16 protein-coding genes are annotated in these 16,360 nt (G+C 64.3%); 8 read left to right on the top strand and 8 right to left on the bottom strand.

Translation table 11 applies throughout. The annotated features are described in order from the left end of the window. The first annotated feature begins 60 nt into the window (after positions 1 to 60). Positions 61 to 822: a lysylphosphatidylglycerol synthase transmembrane domain-containing protein gene (locus I2C21_RS14675; protein ID WP_286167314.1), complete on the top strand. Its 762-nt coding sequence runs from the start codon at positions 61 to 63 to the stop codon at positions 820 to 822. Positions 823 to 1,089: 267 nt separating this feature from the next. On the opposite strand, the gene I2C21_RS14670 is transcribed toward I2C21_RS14675, so the two are convergent. Further along, entirely contained in the window at positions 1,090 to 2,265 is a 1,176-nt protein-coding gene (locus I2C21_RS14670) for an NAD(P)-dependent malic enzyme (protein WP_193537220.1), read from the bottom strand. Between the two features lie 214 nt (positions 2,266 to 2,479). Between I2C21_RS14670 and I2C21_RS14665 the strand changes: the two genes are divergently transcribed. From I2C21_RS14665 to I2C21_RS14650, 4 genes are read left to right on the top strand one after another with little or no spacing between them, the layout of a single operon-like run. Continuing rightward, the gene (locus I2C21_RS14665; RefSeq protein WP_195279618.1) at positions 2,480 to 3,682 is read left to right on the top strand and encodes a hypothetical protein; all 1,203 of its coding nucleotides are present in this window, start codon (positions 2,480 to 2,482) and stop codon (positions 3,680 to 3,682) included. Positions 3,683 to 3,706: 24 nt separating this feature from the next. Then, positions 3,707 to 4,870 (top strand): aminotransferase class V-fold PLP-dependent enzyme, encoded by a 1,164-nt coding sequence (locus I2C21_RS14660; protein WP_195279617.1) that lies wholly within the window; start codon positions 3,707 to 3,709, stop codon positions 4,868 to 4,870. Between the two features lie 2 nt (positions 4,871 to 4,872). Continuing rightward, complete coding sequence (locus tag I2C21_RS14655) at positions 4,873 to 5,544, top strand: response regulator transcription factor (protein WP_195279616.1); 672 nt, start codon at positions 4,873 to 4,875, stop codon at positions 5,542 to 5,544. Further along, entirely contained in the window at positions 5,544 to 6,587 is a 1,044-nt protein-coding gene (locus tag I2C21_RS14650; protein ID WP_286167313.1) for a sensor histidine kinase, read from the top strand. The genes I2C21_RS14655 and I2C21_RS14650 overlap by 1 nt, the downstream gene beginning before the upstream one ends. 60 nt (positions 6,588 to 6,647) lie before the next feature. Here I2C21_RS14650 and I2C21_RS14645 read toward each other — a convergent pair whose 3' ends face one another. Genes I2C21_RS14645 through I2C21_RS14630 form a run of 4 tightly spaced genes read right to left on the bottom strand, consistent with a single transcriptional unit; the run spans position 6,648 to position 9,982 of the window. Beyond that, positions 6,648 to 8,132, bottom strand: coding sequence for a sensor histidine kinase (locus I2C21_RS14645; protein WP_195279614.1), 1,485 nt, complete (start codon positions 8,130 to 8,132; stop codon positions 6,648 to 6,650). A 21-nt stretch (positions 8,133 to 8,153) separates the two neighbouring features. Further along, on the bottom strand, positions 8,154 to 8,651 hold the full coding sequence (locus I2C21_RS14640) for a hypothetical protein (RefSeq protein ID WP_101691838.1): 498 nt from the start codon (positions 8,649 to 8,651) through the stop codon (positions 8,154 to 8,156). Continuing rightward, positions 8,648 to 9,337 carry a response regulator transcription factor gene (locus I2C21_RS14635; protein WP_101691839.1) on the bottom strand — a complete coding sequence of 230 codons (690 nt, stop codon included), beginning with the start codon at positions 9,335 to 9,337 and terminating at the stop codon, positions 8,648 to 8,650. Before I2C21_RS14635 ends, I2C21_RS14640 begins: the two co-directional genes overlap by 4 nt. Before the next feature lie 42 nt (positions 9,338 to 9,379). Beyond that, on the bottom strand, positions 9,380 to 9,982 hold the full coding sequence (locus I2C21_RS14630) for a UBA domain-containing protein (RefSeq protein ID WP_195279613.1): 603 nt from the start codon (positions 9,980 to 9,982) through the stop codon (positions 9,380 to 9,382). Between the two features lie 195 nt (positions 9,983 to 10,177). On the opposite strand from I2C21_RS14630, the gene I2C21_RS14625 reads away from it, so the two are divergent. From I2C21_RS14625 to I2C21_RS14615, 3 genes are read left to right on the top strand one after another with little or no spacing between them, the layout of a single operon-like run. Then, complete coding sequence (locus I2C21_RS14625; RefSeq protein WP_195279612.1) at positions 10,178 to 11,011, top strand: stalk domain-containing protein; 834 nt, start codon at positions 10,178 to 10,180, stop codon at positions 11,009 to 11,011. Positions 11,012 to 11,055: 44 nt separating this feature from the next. Continuing rightward, the gene (locus I2C21_RS14620) at positions 11,056 to 11,535 is read left to right on the top strand and encodes an RNA polymerase sigma factor (protein WP_193537236.1); all 480 of its coding nucleotides are present in this window, start codon (positions 11,056 to 11,058) and stop codon (positions 11,533 to 11,535) included. After that, positions 11,522 to 12,130: a hypothetical protein gene (locus tag I2C21_RS14615; RefSeq protein WP_195279611.1), complete on the top strand. Its 609-nt coding sequence runs from the start codon at positions 11,522 to 11,524 to the stop codon at positions 12,128 to 12,130. The genes I2C21_RS14620 and I2C21_RS14615 overlap by 14 nt, the downstream gene beginning before the upstream one ends. Before the next feature lie 73 nt (positions 12,131 to 12,203). Here the strand turns inward: I2C21_RS14615 and I2C21_RS14610 are convergent, their stop codons facing one another. From I2C21_RS14610 to I2C21_RS14600, 3 genes are all read right to left on the bottom strand, one after another. Beyond that, positions 12,204 to 14,477, bottom strand: coding sequence for a 5'-nucleotidase C-terminal domain-containing protein (locus I2C21_RS14610; protein WP_195279610.1), 2,274 nt, complete (start codon positions 14,475 to 14,477; stop codon positions 12,204 to 12,206). A gap of 412 nt (positions 14,478 to 14,889) precedes the next feature. Next, positions 14,890 to 15,252 carry a TIGR03792 family protein gene (locus I2C21_RS14605; protein ID WP_101691845.1) on the bottom strand — a complete coding sequence of 121 codons (363 nt, stop codon included), beginning with the start codon at positions 15,250 to 15,252 and terminating at the stop codon, positions 14,890 to 14,892. Positions 15,253 to 15,367: 115 nt separating this feature from the next. Beyond that, positions 15,368 to 16,291, bottom strand: a complete 924-nt coding sequence (locus I2C21_RS14600) for a pseudouridine-5'-phosphate glycosidase (protein ID WP_101691846.1) — start codon at positions 16,289 to 16,291, stop codon at positions 15,368 to 15,370. Positions 16,292 to 16,360 lie beyond the last annotated feature (69 nt).

Here is a 16,360-nt window from a genome sequence, read left to right as displayed (position 1 = left end):
ATTTTACCGCATTACCCCTGTTTTTCCTAGTATTTTCAATGGTTTCCGAGCTTTTTCCCACTGTTCAGTAAGCCCTATTTACATCGTAAGGGAATGGAGCCTGGAGAAGCTGCGGGAATCATGAGTATGGAATATGTGCTCCATAAATCAACCATTTTGCTGTGTAGTAGCGTACTACTTCTGCTTGAGGGGCAGAAGCTTTTTAGGCAACATCGAAATTTGCTCAGATATGTCGTGTTCGGGTATCTGATATGTATTATTATCATTATATTGCTCATTCTGATATGTACTCTGGAAAATTTCTATCGGTTCATCTGCAAAGGAATTTGTCGATTAGAAAGTCTTTCAAAGTGGGCAGATCGTGCGATTCAATGGAAACAACAAGTAGATGCGCTACATATAGGAGCAAAGGATTTGCTTCACACCCCAAATATAATCTTGGTTGGGGTAGGAATCAACGCAATCAAGTTGATGGGGCTCTATTCAATTCCATACCTGTGCATGAGAGCGATTGGCATTGATTATTTTTCTCTTATTCAAATACAGACATTATCTGCTTTGGCACATGTTATTTCCAATGCTCTGCCTAATATTGCTGGAATGGGCTCAGTAGAAGCAGCTTTTCTGCTGTTGTTTTCCTGTTACATGGATGCGGCAGATGTATCTTCTGTACTTGTTCTCTATCGGCTCTCCACATATTTTGTTCCATTTTTGCTTAGTGCGTTTGCAACAGAAAGAATCGGACTGCGCTTGTATACAAAAGAAAGGTCCAATACCTCAATGCACACATCGAATCAGGAGGAGAATCATGGAATATCCTGATTTGACAAAGCAGGATTCGGCAGAATTACAAGAGTATCTCGCTATACATCAGAATGCACAAAGGGATGTTTGATACTTAAATGTTCTGCAATTATTTTATTTTCGTCAACAAGAAAAGAGACTATAGCCGCAAGCCCTCATAATGACTTGCAGCTATAGTCTTTTACCGTATCGATATTACCCCATTAGGGGAGGTTCACTTCGTGTCCCTATGACACGGAGCAGTTGGCACCGGAGGGATTTTGCGCTGTGGTGTCGGAGGAGCGATCAGATCCGGGCCACGCCGGACTGACGGGCAGCCTCGGCCACGGCCTTGGCCACCGCGTCCTTCACGCGGGGGTCAAAGGCGGCGGGGATGATATACTCGGGGGAGAGCTCGTCCTCGCTGATGAGGGAGGCAAGGGCCTTGGCGGCGGCCACCTTCATGGCATCGTTGATGTCGCTGGCCCGCACGTCGAAGGCGCCCCGGAAGATGCCGGGGAAGGCCAGGACGTTGTTGATCTGGTTGGGGTAGTCGCTCCGGCCGGTGGCCATGACGGCGGCGCCGGCGGCCTTGGCCTCCTCCGGGAAGATCTCGGGGGTGGGGTTGGCACAGGCGAAGAGGATGGGGTCCTTGGCCATGGTGCGCACCATGTCGCCGGTGAGGACGCCGGGGGCGGAGACGCCGATGAACACGTCGGCACCGGCCAGCACGTCGGCCAGGGAGCCGCTCTTCTTCTCCAGGTTGGTGACCTGGGCGATCTCCTCCTTGACCCAGTTCATGCCCTTCTCCCGGCCGGCGTAGACCGCGCCGGTGCGGTCGCACAGGATGATGTTCTTGGCCCCGGCGGAGAGGAGAAGCTTGGTGATGGCGATGGCGGCGGCGCCCGCGCCGTTGACCACGATGCGGACCTCCTCCATCTTCTTGCCCACCACCTTGAGGGCGTTGACCAGTCCGGCCAGGGTGATGACAGCGGTGCCGTGCTGGTCGTCGTGGAAGATGGGAATGTCGCAGCACTCCTTCAGGCGGCGCTCGATCTCAAAGCAGCGGGGAGCGGCGATGTCCTCCAGGTTCACCCCGCCGAAGGAGCCGGCCAGCAGGCGCACCGTGTTCACGATGTCGTCCACATTCTGGCTGCGCACGCACAGGGGGATGGCGTCCACATCGCCGAAGGCCTTGAAGAGCACGCACTTGCCCTCCATGACGGGCATACCGGCCTCGGGGCCGATGTCCCCCAGGCCCAGTACGGCGGAGCCGTCGGTGACCACGGCCACGGTGTTCCACCGGCCGGTGAGCTCATAGCTCTTGGCGGGGTCCTTCTGGATCTCCAGGCAGGGCTGGGCCACGCCGGGGGTGTAGGCCAGAGAGAGGGCCTCCTTGGAGTCGACCGCCATCTTGGGGACGGTCTCCAGCTTGCCCTTCCACTGGGCGTGGAGCTTCAGGGATTCCTTTGCGTAATCCATGGGTCATTCCTCTTTTCATGGGAGAGTCAAAGTTGTCCGTCCAGGACGGACGGCGGCACGCCGCAGCGGACCGCGCCTTGCAGTATCCCCATTATACTACGGCGGGGGAATGGGATGCAAGAGGTGATGCAGGCGGGGCGGTTTCCCTTTACCGGGGAAAGGGGGCATGCTATAATATAAAGGATTGAATCCACAGAGAAAGGGGGCGCGGCCCTTGCGGAAGAACCTTCTGCGGCGGATGACGCTGTGCGCGCTGGTCCTGGCCATTCTCCTGGTCCTGCCCTGGGGCAGCGCCGCCGGGGAGCCCGAGGTCTACCAGCTGGCGGTGAACGAGAGCTTTCTGGACAAAGACGGCCTCACCACCGCCAATATGCCCGTGGCGGTGGGGGGGACCATCTATGTGCCCTACACCGTCTTTGACAAGAACAAGAACAACACCGGCGTGGACCTGGGGATCTCCTGCCTGGAGTACAAGGACGCCGAGTCCCACGCCCTGACCATGTTCAGCCTCAAAGGGACGCTCATCTTCGACATCAACGCCCAGACCTGTCTGGCCAATGACGAGTATGTGGAGATGCGGGCTATTGTCCGCAATGGAAAGACCTTTGTGCCCGCCAACGGGGTGTGCCAGTTCTTCGGACTCCAGTACAGCTACCGCCCCACCGAGACGGCGGGGACCCTCATCCGCATCAAGAACAGCTATGCCACCCTCAGCGACGAGCGGCTGCTCAACTCCTCGGAGTCCTACCGGCAGGACCGGTATGACCGGTATATCCAGAGCCTGAACGCGGTGCCCACCGCCACGCCCACGCCCACCCCGTCCGCGACCCCCATCCTCCCCGATCCCACGCCGGAGGTGCCCGAGGAGACGTCGGGTCTGTGGGTCTATCTGGCGGTGCGCTGCGAGGGGGAGAATACCCGGCTGGACGGGGCTCTTACGGCCCTGAAGCGCAGGGGGGAGCAGGCCCTCTTCCTCTTCCGGCCGGAGGAGCTGGCTGGATTGGACGAGCAGGTGCGCCGGGTGGTGGGCGCGGGCCACGCCGTGGGACTGCTGGTGGACGGCAGCGATGCCGAGACCACCCTCGCCGCCCTGGAGGAGGGCAACGCCCTGCTGGCCGATCTGGTCTGGAGCCGTAGCCACATCGTCTGCCTGGAGAACGGGAACGAGACCACCCGCCGGGCGGTGGAGGAGGCGGGCTGGCACCTGTGGAGCGCCAACCTGGACGCCTCGCCCTATGAGGGAACGAGCGCCATGAATGTGTCGGGCATCCTCTCCCGGCTGGAGAAGCGGCGGAGCACCGTGCGCATGGAGCTGACCGGCAGCGCCGCCACCTCTGCCTCGCTGGAGCGGCTGCTGTTACAGATGGAACAGAACGATTACCGCCTGCGCCCGGTGCTGGAGACCGAGCTGGGCTGAGAGAACAACGGAGGGACAAGCGCGATGAGACGTGTATACATGGACAACGGAGCCACTTCTTACCCCAAAGCCCCCGGCGTGGGAGAGGCCATGGCCGACTATATCCTGAATGTGGGGTGCAACATCGGGCGGGGGGACTATGCCGCCGCCTACGACGCGGCCTCCCTGGCCCTGGAGACCCGGGAGCAGGTCAAGCGCCTGGTCAACGGCCCCGGGGCCCGGAACGTGATCTTCACCCCCGGCTCCACCCACTCCCTGAACTATCTCATCAAGGGCCTGCTGCGGCCCGGGGACCGGGTGGTGACCTCCCCCATGGAGCACAACGGGGTGCTGCGCCCCCTCACCCAGCTCCAGGCGGAGGGGGTGGAGGTGGACTTCCTCCCCTGCAACGACAAGGGCGAGCTGCTGCTGGAAGAGGTCCCGGCCCATCTGACCCCGGGGACCCGGGCGGTGGTCCTCACCCACGCCTCCAATGTCTGCGGCACCATCCTCCCCATCGGGGCGGTGGGCAAGCTCTGCCGGGAGCGGGGGATCCGCTTTCTGGTGGACGCCTCCCAGACTGCGGGGGCGGTGCCCATCGACATGGAGGAGATGGGCATTGACGGCCTGGCCTTCCCGGGCCACAAGGCCCTACTGGGCCCCCAGGGCATCGGCCTCATGGTGGTGACCGACGCCCTGGCCGGGGAGCTCACCCCCCTGGTGGCCGGGGGAACGGGGAGCGTCTCCCACGAGCTCACCATGCCCTCCTTCCTGCCCGACCGCTTTGAGGCGGGCACGTTGAACCTGCCGGGGATCTACGGCCTCCACGCCGCCCTCACCTATCTGGAGGAGCAGGGGGAGGAGCTGCGGAAGCGGGAGCACAAGGTGGCCTGTCATCTCTGGGCCCGGCTCAAGGAGCTGGAGGAGGACGGATTGCGCGTGGTGGGCACCGACGATCTGACGGCGCGCACCGGGGTGGTCTCGGTGGACTTCACCACCGGGGACAACGGGGAGATGGCCTTCCGCCTGGAGCAGGAGTACGGCATCTCCACCCGCTGCGGCCTCCACTGCGCCCCTACCGCCCACCAGACCCTGGGCACCTATCCCCAGGGGACGGTGCGCTTCTCGGTGGGCCCCTTCACCACCTTTGAGGAGGCCGACTATGTGGGCTGCTCGGTGGAGGAGCTGCTCCTGAGCAGCCGGGACTGACCATGGGACACACCATTTTTCTGGTGGAGGACGAGGCGGGCATCCGGCAGGAGCTATCCGCCCTCCTGAGCCGGTACGGCTACCGGTGTGTGACCACCGCCGACTTTGAGGACGTGGCCGGGCAGGTGTGCGCCTCGGGGGCCGACCTGCTGCTGCTGGACCTGAACCTGCCCCGGTATGACGGCTACCACGTCTGCCGGGAGGTACGCCGCCGCTCCCAGATGCCCATTATCGTGGTCACCAGCCGGGCCACCGAGCTGGATGAGCTCATGAGCATGAACCTGGGGGCGGACGATTTTCTCACAAAGCCATACAATACACAGATTTTGCTGGCCCGGATGGCCCGCCTTCTCCAGCGGGCCTGTCCCGGCGTGCCCCCCGCCGTGAGCCGGGGCGGGCTCACGCTGGACCTGGGCCGGGGCGTGGCCGCCCGGAACGGGGTGGAGGTGGAGCTCACCCGCAATGAGAGCCGCATCCTCCAGACCCTGCTGGCGGCCGAGGGGCGCATCGTCTCCCGCAATGCCCTGATGGAGGCGCTGTGGAAGTCGGACGCCTTCGTGGACGACAACACCCTCACGGTGAACGTGGCACGGCTGCGCCGGCGGCTGGAGGAGCTGGGGCTCTCAGAGGTCCTGGCCACCCGACGGGGACAGGGGTATCAGCTGTGTCTCTGATGGAATATGTCCGGGACCGGGCGGGGGTGCTGGCCGGGGGCGCGGTGTCCATGGTCTTTGCCGGGGCACTGCTGATGGCCCTGGGCGTGGACGGCCGGGCCATCGGCCTTCTGGAGCTGGTGCTGGCCGTGTGCCTTCTCCTGCCGCTGCTGGCCGACTGGCTGCGCCGGCGGCGCTTCTACCGGGCGGTGGAGGAGACCGGAGAGGGGCCGGACGGGCTCTTTCTGCCCGACGCGCTGCCCGAGCCGGACTTCTGGGAGGGGGAGCTCCTGTGCCGCCGCCTGGGAGAGCTGGGCCGGGAGGGCAATGACCGGCTGGGCCAGGCCCGGCGGGAGGGCCGGGAATACCGGGAGTATGTGGAGACCTGGATCCACGAGGTCAAGACCCCCATCGCCTCGGCCCGTCTGCTGCTGGAGAACCACCCGGGGACCCTGGCCGACGCATTGGAGGAGGAGCTCTTTCAGATCGACCGGTATGTGGAGCAGGCCCTCTTCTACGCCCGCAGCGGCACTGCCGAGCGGGATTACCGGGTGCGCACCATGGCGCTGGAGGAGTCGGTCCGGGCGGCGGTGCGCCAGTATGCCCGGCCCCTCATAAGGGCGGGCTTCCGGCTGGAGCTGGGGGAGTGGAAGGCCACCGTGTACACCGACCCCAAGTGGGTGGAGTTCATCCTGGGTCAGCTTCTGGCCAACGCGGTGCAGTACCGCTCGGAGCAGCCGGTGCTGCGCTTTGCCTGCCGGTGTGAGCGGGACGCGGTGCTCCTCACCGTGGCGGACAACGGCATCGGCATCCCGGCGGAGGACCTCCCCCGGGTCTTTGACAAGGGCTTTACCGGAGCCAACGGGCGGCGGGCCGCCCAGCGCTCCACCGGTCTGGGGCTCTACCTGTGCCGGAAGCTGTGCGCCCGGCTGGGCCTGTCCATCCGGCTGGACTCCCAGCCGGGGCAGGGGACTGAGGTCACCCTGGTCTTTCCCCGGGGGCGGTTCCACCAGCTGGAGGACTGGGCGGGGAGCGCCCCGGCAGAGCAAATGCCCGTAGAATAAGAAAACGCGGCCCGGAATCTCGGAGGAGAGATTCCGGGCCGCATTTGTGTGCGGTTTGGCTCACGCGCTCTTGGACTGGACCGGCTCCCCGGTCTGGGCAACCGGCGCGGGGAGGACCACCGTCATGCGGGTGCCCACCCCCTCCCAGGAGACCACCTCGAACCAGCCGCCGTGGCGCTCCACGATCCACTTGGCGATGGCCAGGCCCAGGCCGGTGCCGCCGGTCTGGCGGGTGCGGGACTCATCGGTGCGGTAGAAGCGGTCGAAGATGTGGGGGAGGGAGGCGGCGTCGATGCCCTGTCCCTCGTCCTGCACGGAGAGGCGGGCCTCGCCCCCCTCGCAGGAGACCGACAGGGTGATGGCCCCGCCGGCGGGGGTATACTTGATGGCGTTGTCCACCAGGATGCGCAGGGCCTGCTTGATGAGGCCCACGTCGGCCACCACGGGCACCGGGCCGCCCCACCGGGACTGGAAACGGTGGCTGCGGTCGATCATGCCGGTCTCCTTGAAGACCTCGGCGGCGATCTCGGTCAGGTCAAAGGACTCCATCTCGATGTGCATGGAGTCGTTGTCCCCCCGGGCCAGGAAGAGGAGCTGTTCCACCAGCTCCTTCATGGAGTCGGCCTCGCTTTTGATGGCGTCGATGGCCTCCTGCCGGGTGGTGGGGTCGTCCTTGCCCCAGCGGTTGAGGAGGTTGGCATACCCCTGGATGACCGCGATGGGGGTGCGCAGCTCATGGCTGGCGTCCGAGACAAAGCGCATCTGAGAGCGGTAGGCCTCATCGATCCGGTCCAGCATGGCGTTGATGGCCCCGGCCAGGATCTGGAGCTCCTTCTGGGTGCCCGGCACCGAGATGCGGGTGTCCAGATGGGTGGCGTTGATCTGATCCAGCTTGCCGGCCAGGGAGCGCAGCTCCTCCGGGGCCATGGCCCCGGGATGGCCTAGCCGGTTGGCGGCGGCGGCCAGCTCCTGGATGGGCTTGAGGGTGCGGCGGATGGTGCCCGCGTTGCGGAAGAGATTGCTCAGCAGAGAGAGGAGCTGGAAGAGGAGCAGCAGGCGCAGAGCCACCCCCATCACGGTCACCGGGCCCTGGATGTCCAGCCGGATGGCGTAGGGCTGTCCCTGGCTGCTGCGCAGCTCCACAGTGTAAGTGGCCCGGGTGAGCTGGGGGAGCCCCTGGCCGGTGGACGTCCCCTGGAGGTCAATGGTGTGGAGGGCATTCTCCAGCCCCGGGAGGGGGGAGACCAGAGGATAGGAGAGGCCCTGGGGCGGCCGGTCCAGGGCGGTCACGGTGTAGTCTCCCGCCGACATCCACACGGCGGCCTCGGCGGAGGGGACGCCCCGTTCCTCGACCAAGGCGGCGATGTCGGCGCACTGGTGCTCGGCCCAGAAGAGCATGCCCCCCAGGCACAGGGCGGCCAGCAGCAGGTCCATGACCAGATAGATGCCCAGCAGGCGGAAAAAGAGTTTGGTGTTGAGCCGCAGCACGATGGAGGACTTGATGTGCTGGAGGGGCGCGGCTGTCTCGCGGGGAGATCGGGGCATACCATCACCTCTCTCGACGGATCATGTGTGAAACTCCAGCCAGGTCAGCACGGGGGAGAGGAGCTTTTCCGAGGTGAAATCGCCCCCCTGGACCAGAACGGTGTGCATGACCCGCTGTTCCGGCTCCTGGGACTTGGCGGTCATGCGGAGCATGGGCTGCATCATGAGCCGATACATCCCCCGCACCCGGTCGGGGGCGTATCCGCCCCGGAGGTAGAAGAGAGGGGTGCTGCCCAGACGGTGGGCGGCGGCCAGTCCCTCCACGCCCTCAGGGGGCATGGGTGCCAGTCCCACGGCGCAGACGGCCTGGACCTCCCAGCGCTTGCGGGCCTGGGCCAGGCCCTGGATGCGCCCGGCGCACAGCCAGCCCAGATAGAGCACGCCCGAGCCGGGGGCGGGGAGCTCCTTCCGCTGGGACAGGTCATAGGCGGGGATGCCCGAGGCCCGGGCCAGCATCCCGGCGTAGCGCTTGGTAAAGCCAGTGTGGCTGGTATAGACAATGGCAGTGAGTTTTTTCATTTGGTACCTCCTCCGGTCTCCCGGATCACATAGCCCACACCCCGGACGGTGTGGATCAGTTTTTCGCCAAAAGGCTCCTCCAGCTTGGCCCGGAGGAAGCGGATGTACACATCCACGGCGTTGGTCTCGCCCACATAGTCAAAGCCCCACACGTGGTCCAGGAGGGACTCCCGGGTGACCACCTTCTCCTTGTTTTCCAGCAGATAGCGCAGGAGATCAAACTCCCGCCGGGTGAGCTCCACGGCGGTGCCCTGCATGGTGACGGCGTGGCGGTCGGTGTCCATCACCAGACTGCCCGCGCGCAGGGTGCGGGTGGGCATGGGGGCGCGCTTGCGCAGGGCGGAGCGGATGCGGGCCAATAGCTCTTCAATGGCAAAGGGCTTGGTAATATAGTCGTCGGCCCCCGAGTCCAGCCCGGAGACCTTATCCACCACGGTATCCCGGGCGGTGAGCATGATGACGGGGACCTGGCTCTCCCGGCGCAGGCGGCGCAGGACCTCCATGCCCGAGAGGGCGGGGAGCATGATATCCAGCAGGATCAGATCAAAGGCGCCGGAGAGGGCCCGCTCCAGGCCGGTGCGGCCGTCAAAGGCCTTTTCCACCTCATACCCCTCATAGCGCAGCTCCAGCTCCACCATGCGGGCCAGCTTTTCCTCGTCTTCCACCAGCAGGATGTGTTCGGACATAATGGATTCTCCTTCTCGGTCCGGACGGGGCCGGACCGGTGATCAGTCTTTGGGGGGACGGCGGCGGAAGGACTCCTTCCAGTCCTCCACCGTGTCAGAGACGGCGCCCAGGGCCCCGTTGAGGACCTCCAGGTTCACATGGGGGCTGGCGAGCCGGTAGCGGCAGCCTGCCACCAGGCCGATGAGCAGCAGGGGCAGGGTGATCCAAAAGGCGAACATCACCGCCAGAAGCAGGATGAGAAGGGGCACGGCGGTGAGCTGCCGGCCGTCCTGCCAGATCTCCAGCACGGAGCTGGGGCGGAGCACGTCGCCCACTGCCCGCAGTCCCTCCCGGATCTGCTCCCAGAAGGCGTCGCCGCTGTGGGCGCCGTTCCGCTCCTCCCGCGTCCGGCCCCGGTCGTAGGAAGCGGTGGGAGTGGCGGCGGGATGGGCGCCGGGGCGGGTGGAGTAGGTCCCCCCGCCGCCGGGCCGGAGCCGGCCCTGCCGCTCCAGTTCGATGAGGGCGTCCAGCAGATCGCCGTGGCAGCGCTCCAGCAGGTCCCGGGCCTCCTCATAGGAGAGACCGCTCTTCTCCCGCAGGCGCTCTACCTGTTCCAGTGTGATCTCCATGCCGCAGCACTCCTTTCGCCCCTGTCCTTCTCTCATAGTATACGGTACCAGGGGAGAAAAGGGATTTAGATTTTCTGAAATTTTCATTAAAATGGGAGGACACAGCCCCATTGTACCCCAGGGGCCCGGAGGGTGCAAGCAAAGAAATTGCCGTTTCTGTGCAACAAAAGGGGCGGCTGGATTGTATATCAGACAGAACGGCCAATGGGCCGGAAAGGATGTGCAGTCAATATGAAATATCATCAGATGATGCTCACCGCCGCCTGTGCGGTCAGTATGATGCCCGCGGCGCTGGCAGCCGCTCCCATTGCGCCCGCGCCCGTCTCCGCCCCTGCCGTGACGGTGGAGGGGACGGCGGTGGATCTGGGGGGAGCCGCCCCCTACCAGGAGAACGGCGTGTGGATGGTCCCCCTCCGGGCGGTGGCCGGTCCCATGGGCTATGAGGTCACATGGTGCCCGGAGGACAACGGCGTGCTGGTGGCGGACGAGGCGGTGAAGATGAACCTCACCTACGGGGTGGACAGCTATGCCCGGGCCTCGCAGACCGCGCTGGGCATGACCGCGCCCCAGTCCTACGGCGCCGGTCCGGAGGCCTGGGCGGGCGTGACCTATGTGCCGGCCGGGATGTTCTCCCTGCTGGGCTATACCGTGGAGGAGGGGGAGGATACCCTTGCCTTCACCCAGGAGCAGGCCCAGCTCCCCAACCCCATGGTGGCCTGGGACACGCTGGAGGAGGCCGAGGAGGCCGTGGGCTTTGCCCTGCCCGACTGGAAGGGCCTGGAGGGGCGCGAAATCCAGGAGGTCTTTGTGATCGGCGGGGAGCTTCTGGAGGTCCGCTATGAGGACGGCCTCACCTGCCGCATGGCCCGGGGCACACAGGATGTGAGCGGGGACTATCAGGTCTATGCGGAAGAGACTACCCGCACGGTGGACGGCCGGGACGTGACCCTCAAGGGCGAGGATGGAAGGGTCTCTCTGGCCGTGTGGAACGACGGCACCTATACCTGGTCCCTCTCCTGGGCGGAGGGGGTTGCCCCGGAGGCTCTGGAAGGCTTCCTGGCCTGAGCAGAGCCCCGCCGGGAAAGAACCCTTGGAAAGGAGGAAGGAAGATGGAAGATACGGCAGTGGAACAGGCGCTGGAGGCCCACGGCGCAGCCATCCTCCATCTGGCCTACGCCTATCTCCACGACCGGAGCGAGGCGGAGGACGTGCTCCAGGACACCCTGGTGCAGCTGCTCAGCCGGGCCCCCGCCTTTGAAAGCGGAGACCACGAGCGGGCCTGGCTCCTGCGGGTGGCGGCCAACCTGTGCAAGAACCGCCTGAAGGCCCCCTGGCGGCGGCATGAGGCCCTGCCGGAGGACTATCCCGCCCAGGGCATCCCGGAGGAGAGCGTGGCCCTCTTCCAGGCGGTGTGTTCCCTGCCGGTCAAGTACCGGGAGGTCATCCATCTCTTTTACTACGAGGACTACACCACCGCCCAGATCGCCCAGGTGCTGGGCAAGCGGGAGGGGACGGTGCGTTCCCTTCTGAACCGGGGGCGGGAAAAACTGCGTCAGATCTGGAAGGAGGGTGCGGATGGAACGCTATAAGCGGGCCTTTGACGGCATACAGGTCCCCGAGGACATGGCCCGGCGGGTCCGGGAGGGGAGACGCGCCCCCCAGCGCAGCCGCCTCCCCCGCTGGAGCGCGGCGGCGGCCTGTCTGGCCGTTGCGGTGGCCCTGGGCAGCTGGGGGCTCACCCAGGGGATTTCCTCCCCCGCGCCCGCGCCAACGCCCACCACCGGGGTGAGCGTGGGAAACCCGGTCCAGCCGGCAGAGGATCTGGATGCCCTCCGGAAGGCAGTGTCCTTCCAGATCCAGCTGCCGGAGGAGCTGCCCGAGGGATGGACCCCGTCGGCCTATACCGCCATCGGCGGCGTGCTGGCCGAGGTGCGCTATACGGATGGAAGCGGGGAGACCGTGCTGGTCTACCGCATGGGCGAAGGGGAGGACGTGAGCGGCGACTTCCAGACCTGGGCCTGGACCGATACCGTGGAGACCGGGGACGGACCGGTCACCCTGAAGGGGGACGGCACGGCGGTCTTTCTGGCGGTCTGGGTGCGGGACGGCCTTGCCTTTTCCCTCCAGAGCCAGCAGGGCATGACCGCCGAGGCCATCCTGGCCGCGGCCCAGTCGGTGAAATAAGTTTGTAAATAAGCGAAGAGCTCCCCGCGCCGAAAAGGCGCGGGGAGCTTTTTTAACGGGATGGGATTTGTGATTATTTCTGCGCCATCAGGGCGGCGATGGCGGCATCGGCGTCCGCCTGGGTGAGGGTGCCCTGGGGGGCGAACTGGTTGTCCGCACCCACGGGGAGGTACTTCTGGATCACGTTCCACATGACGCCCTCGCTGGCCCAGGGGGAGATGGAGGAAGCGTCGGCGTAGGGGATCTGAACGGCCCAGGCGCCCTGGGGACCCTTGTCCAGCGCGGCGGCGGCGTTCATCAGCATGACCGCGGCCTGCTCCCGGGTGATGGGGGCGTTGGGGTTGAACTTGCCGGTGCCGTCACCGGAGATGACCTTCTGACCGGAGAGCCAGAGGATGGCGGTGTTGTCCGCGATGTCGGTGAAGGGCTCGTCGGCGGGGGCGGCGAGGGTCTCAGAGTCGGCGGTCATGGCCTGATAGAGGCTCTCGGCGAACTGGAGACGGGTCACGGTGTCGGCGGCGGGAGAAGTGCCGGCGTTCAGGGTCCAGTGGCTCTTGGCCTCGGGCGGGGTGATCTCCTTGCCCTCGGCGGTCATGGCCTTGATGTACTCCGCGATGACCAGGGTGACCGAGCCGCCGATGGAGCCGAACTCCTCGGAGACAGAGCCGTCCCATAGCACCGCGTCGGTGCCCATGGTGATGCCGGTGGTGGCGTACCAGCCGAACTCATCGCCGGCGGCGTTGGCCGACAGGCGGTAGGAGTTGAGGGCCACCTTGAAAGTCTGGTCGTCGGTGACGGGCTTGCCCTGATAGGTGAGGTTGACCACGCGGCTGCCCTCGGGGTTGCCCATGTAGATGTCATAGTCCATGCCGTAGAGCTGGTCGGTGCCGAAGCCGCCTCCGGTGATGGTGCCGTCGGCCTCCACGGTGAAGTCCTTGGTGCAGTCCTCCAGCCAGTCCTTGATCTGCTTGCCGGTCATCTGGATCATGTAGATGAGGTTGTTGTCGTACTTATAGAAGGAGTAGCAGTCCTTCAGGCTGATGGGGGCGGAATCCTTTCCATCCAGGAGCTGGCCGATGCAGAAGTCCTTGTTGGCCACGGGAGAGGCCAGGGACAGGTCTGCGCCGGTGGCCCACAGCTGGGCCTCGTGGACCAGGTTCATGGTGTCGCTCTGGACATGGAAGAGGTCGGTCTCGTCGTCCCAGTCGCCGGAGAGGGTGCCGATCTGCTCAGTGATGAAGGGCAGGGTCCGGTCGTAGTAGGGCTGCATGAGGGCCTTGAGGCCGGCGTCGTTCTCATAGGTGGTGAGGTCCAGGTTCTCGCTCTCACCGATGGTGAAGGTGCCGTCGGAGCGGATGGTGACCGGCGTCTTGGTGAGGGTGGAGGTGCCGCCGTTGACGCAGGGGACGGTCTGGCCGTCGGCATTCTTCATCTCGGTGACGCCCACCTTGTGGTTGTGGCCGGCGATGACCATGTCGATGCCGGTGGTGTTCTCCACCAGGTGGCGGACCTGGTTCTCGGGGGAGAAATCGGTCTTGCCGGTCTCCACGGCGTCGCCGTCACCGGCGCCCACCAGACCGCTGTCCTCGCCGGAGTGGCTGGCCACGATGACAAAGTCGCAGTCCTCCTTCTCCCGCAGTTCCTTCTGCCAGTAGTTGACCCACTCGTAGGCATAGGTGCGCTCGGTGTTGTCCTTGTGGACGAAGTCGGAGCCCTCATAGTGGGTGGGCAGGTCCCAGTTGGGGACGTTCACGTTCTCAAAGCCCAGGATACCCACCTTGAACTCGGAGCCGCCCACATCGAAGGTCATGACCTTGTAGGGGGTGAGGTTGGGCTCCTGAGTGGCCACATTGATGTAGTTGGCGCACAGGGCGTCCACCGGCTTGCCGGGGTACTTGGAGCTGGTGTCGGAGAGCATATCGTAGAAGATCTGCTGGGTCTCCATGTCAAAGTTGAACTCGTGGTTGCCGGGGACAAAGGCGTCATAGCCGATGTAGCGCAGGCAGATGGCCATGGGGTTGTCCTTGCCGCCCTCCATGTTCATGTTGTAGCTGATGATGGAGCTGCCCTGGATGATGTCGCCGTTGTCGATGAGGATGGTGCCGTCCATGGCGGCGCGCTCCTCCTCCATGGCGGTGGCCACCTTGAGGTAGCTGTTCTTGACCTCCTTGCCGTCGATGGGGTTGAGGTCGTAGCACTTGCCGTGCATGTCGGTGGTGGAGTAAATGCCGATTTCCAGGGAGGCCGGTTCAGCGGCCAGGGCGGGGACGGCGGCAAAGCCGGCCGCCAGTGCTCCGGTGAGCACACAGGCGGTCAGACGCCGGGCGGTGCGAGAGGTTCCTTTCATGACAATGCTCCTTTCCTGTTTGGTGGACTCATGGGGGTCTGCTGGCCACAGTATACCATAACCCGTCAGAAATGACAAATGCAAAGAAAAGGTCCGGTGTGTTCTTGTGCAGAACACACCGGACCTTCCGCGCGTCGAACAAGTTCGACACGCTTCTCAAAAATGCAAGCATTTTTGAGAGGGAATGCAGTCCGCTGCGCGCACTCGCTGACGCGCGCACACTTGCGGCCTGAGAGGAGTGTTTTCCGACGTACACGCCGCCGGAAAACACGATTTTACTTCCTTCCGCCGTCTACGAAACGGCGGAACTCTGCGAGGCTCTTGCAGCACAGATCGCAGGAATACACTTTGACAGACAAAAATCCGGTGTGTTCTTGTGCAGAACACACCGGATCGAAAAGAGAATCAGAGATTAGACATTGGACATCTCGTAGCACTTGAAGTTCTGGTTCTTCTTGAATTTGAACTCCATGCTCAGCAGGTGGCCCTCCATGCGCTGCTCCATCTGCTGGTCCAGCTCGATGCACCAGCCGGACTTGTCATGGCTCTGCCAGATGTCGTAATCGGCCCAGTAGATGACCACATTGATCTCACCGGGCACGTCCCGGCTGATCCAGATCTCCTTGCCCAGGAAGCCCTCGGAGACCTTCAGGCGGCTGGTCCAGACCTCGTCGTCCAGCTCGACCCAGCGGTCGACCCAATCGGGGGAGACCATAACGCGGATCTCCTCAACGGCGATGGGCTTTTCCAGCTTGTTGATGTGCTTGAGTTCCATGTGCGCTGCCCCTTTCTGCGGACGGATATGCCCGTCTCTCTATTTAGTGGTACTATACTACTAAATAGTATACCAGAAGAAGGGGAAAAAGCAAGTGGATTTTTGTGCAGAACCGTCAGTTCAGAGCGGAGAGGGCGCAGGCGGTCCGGGCGGCCAGACGGGCGTTGTTGAAGACCAGCTGGATGTTGGAGTCCAGGCTGCTGCCGCCGGTGATCTCCTTGATCTTGGCCAGCAGGAAGGGCGTGGTGGCCTTGCCGTGGATGCCCTGGGCCTTGGCCTCGGCCACGGCGTCCTCAATGGCCTTGTTGATGACGGCGGGATCCATGGAGTACTCCTCGGGGATGGGGTTGGTCACCAGCATGCCGCTGCGGAAGCCCAGGTCCAGGCTGGTGCGGAAAGCGGAGGCCAGCTCCTCGGGGGTGTCCAGCTGGTAGTCCACGCCGAAGCCGCTCTTGCGGGTGTAGAAGGCGGGCAGCTCCTTGGTGCCGTAGCCGATGACGGGCACGCCGTGGGTCTCCAGGTACTCCAGGGTGAGGCCCAGGTCCAGGATGGACTTGGCGCCGGCGCAGACCACCATCACGGGGGTGTTGGCCAGCTCCTCCAGGTCGGCGGAGATGTCCATGGTGGTCTCAGCGCCCCGGTGCACGCCGCCGATGCCGCCGGTGGCGAAGATCTGGATGCCCGCCATGTGGGCGATGATCATGGTGGTGGTGACGGTGGTGGCGCCGTCGGCTCCCTTGGAGACCAGCACGGCCAGGTCACGGCGGCTGGCCTTGTTGACCTTGGTGCCCTCCTTGCCCAGGTACTCGATCTCTTCATGGGTGAGGCCGGCCTTCAGGCGGCCGCCGATGATGGCGATGGTGGCGGGCACGGCGCCGTTCTCCCGGATGATCTCCTCCACCTTGAGGGCGGTCTCCACATTCTGGGGGTAGGGCATGCCGTGGGAGATGATGGTGGACTCCAGGGCCACAACGGGCTTTCCGGCGGCAACCGCGGCAGCAACTTCAGGGGCGACGTCCAGATACTTGTTCAGATTCATTTGAGATACCTCCATAGATCGTAGTGGCATTTCTGATTTGCAGCAGGGGCGCACCGTGTGCGCCCGCGG

Origin of the sequence: Clostridium sp. J1101437_171009_A5 (genome assembly GCF_015547905.1) — a bacterium.
GTDB classification, from domain to species: Bacteria; Bacillota; Clostridia; order Oscillospirales; family Oscillospiraceae; genus Pseudoflavonifractor_A; species Pseudoflavonifractor_A gallinarum.
Note: the sequence above shows the minus strand (reverse complement) of the source record. Positions and strands in the feature narration are given on the sequence as shown.